General features: G+C 65.2%; 1 protein-coding gene. It reads left to right on the top strand.

Annotation, left to right across the window (positions count from 1 at the left end; genetic code table 11):
* Nucleotides 1–401 precede the first annotated feature (401 nt).
* Nucleotides 402–1931: an ABC-F family ATP-binding cassette domain-containing protein gene (locus tag ABIC30_RS31700; protein ID WP_354456835.1), complete on the top strand. Its 1530-nt coding sequence runs from the start codon at nt 402–404 to the stop codon at nt 1929–1931.
* The last annotated feature ends 224 nt before the right edge of the window (nt 1932–2155 follow it).

Below are 2155 nucleotides of genomic sequence, written 5' to 3'. Positions count from 1 at the left end.
CCAGCACCCTGGCAGACCTGCACCTCGTCGCTTTCGTCTGCCTCATGCTCAGACAGGCCGCTCAACTCGCCACAGGTTCATAACAGCCTCTAGGCCGCCGCCGGCGTCTCTCCAACGCGGCCACCTCTTGATCTACCGTCGGTGCAGTCAGAGCCGGCAACTTGCCGACGAAGTGCGGCTGAGGTATCCCCTTTGTGTCGTCAACTCGGGACACGGGGAGGGCTGCGTGACGTATTTTCAGCATCACCGCCAACGTGGCCCGGTCTACGCCCTGCGGATGCGTTCGCAGGGCTGATCTAGGCAAGCGACGCAAAGCGTCCGTCTTCCCGATCGGCCCCTCTCGGAGCCTATGCCCGTGCCTGGACCCTCGCGTCCTGCCGGTGCCTCGGAAGACGCCCCCCATGTCCCTGATCACCCTCGACAAGCTCGGCCTCACGCTGGGCGTACCTCTCTTTTCAAACCTCGATCTCACCGTTCACAAAGGCGACCGGCTCGGCCTCGTTGCCCCGAACGGCCAGGGCAAGTCGAGCCTTCTCGCCTGCCTCGCTGGAGGCCTGGAGCAGACGGAGGGGGCTTGCCGCTTAGCTCGCAATCTACGTGTCGCGCTGATGCAGCAGAACCCCGATGGCGACCTCCTTTCGATGCCCGTGTCCGACGTCGTTCTGTCCGCCCTTCCGGCCGACAGCCGTGACTGGGAGGCGTGGCGCGCCGAGATCGTCCTCGACGCACTGGCGGTCCCGGTCGAAAGCCGTGATCGGCCGCTGCACGCCCTCAGCGGCGGCTGGCAGCGCCTCGTCCTCCTCGCTCGCGCCGCCGTCACCGAACCCGACGTCCTTCTCCTGGACGAGCCGACGAACCATCTCGATCTCGCTCGCATCGGTCAGCTTCAACGCTGGATCGCAGCATTGCCCAAGGACGTCGCTGTCGTCGTCGCCAGCCATGACCGAGCCTTTCTCGACGCTGTGACGAGCCGCACGCTGTTCCTGCGGCGCGAAACGTCGATGAGCTACGCGCTCCCCTACTCATCAGCTCGTGTTGCGCTGCCGGAGGCCGATGCCGCCGACGCGCGACGGCACGAGACCGACCTTCGCCAAGCGGCCCAGCTCCGACGCCAAGCGGCGAAGCTCCACAATATCGGCGTCAACTCAGGATCCGATCTCCTGACGATCAAGACGCGCCAGCTTCGGGACAGGGCCGAGCGTATTGAGGCGGCGGCTCGGACCCCGGCTGCGACTGTTTCAGCAGGTCGGATCCGCCTTCAGGGAGCGGGCACGGACGCCAAGGTGTTGCTGGCCTTCGATGATCTGACGATCACAACGCCAGATGGGCAGGCGCTCTTCCGGACGGGCCGCAAGTGGCTGCAACGTGGTGAGCGCGTCGTTGTTCTGGGGCGCAACGGTGTCGGCAAATCGCGGCTTCTCGATCTGATCGTCCGGGCAATGCACGGAGCGCAGGTGGACGGCCTGCGTTGCAACCCCTCGATCGTGCCGGGCATCTGCGACCAGACCTTGAGCCATCTGGGTCCGAGCGAGACCGTGTCCGGGGCGATCTCCCGGCGCTTCAGCCTCAGCGATGCGCGGATCCGCGCCCTGCTTGCCGGCGCCGGCTTTCCCGTAGAGCGGCAGGATAGGAGCATCCGCATCCTGTCGGGCGGCCAGCTTGCGCGTCTCGCCATGCTGATCCTCCGGCTGGAGGAGCCCAACTTCTACATCCTTGACGAACCGACGAACCACCTCGACATCGACGGTCAGGAGGCGCTGGAAGCTGAGCTGTTGAAGGGCGAGGCAGCTTGCCTTCTGGTCTCACACGACCGTCGCTTCGCCGAGAGGGTGGGCAATCGCTTCTGGCAGATCGAACGCGGCCGTTTGACGGAAGTCGAGACGCCACATGCCTTCTTCGAGGCCGCCTTGAGTGAGGATGCCGTCGATTGAGCTCAAGCCGCTTCCCTTGATTTCAGAGACGCCTGGGGTAGACCAAGATCGTCGGACGGCATGCGACCCCGAGCAGACACTCCGATAACGACCCAACCCAGTCGCCCCAGCAAGCTCACGAGCTGCCAGAAAGCAGATGGGGTGGATGGCTCCCGCTCCGACTGACGGCATCTCGGTGCCAAGATGTGGTCGCTGTCGAAGCAGCAGCCACGCTCATGCAGGAG

The organism is Methylobacterium sp. 1030, from assembly GCF_040544715.1.
Taxonomy (GTDB): Bacteria; Pseudomonadota; Alphaproteobacteria; order Rhizobiales; family Beijerinckiaceae; genus Methylobacterium.
This window is presented reverse-complemented; position numbering and strand designations above follow the sequence as displayed.

What these genes read in the sequence shown, in the direction of transcription:
- ABIC30_RS31700 (WP_354456835.1), top strand. Translation starts at nt 402, where the DNA reads ATGTCCCTGATCACCCTCGACAAGCTCGGCCTCACGCTGGGCGTACCT.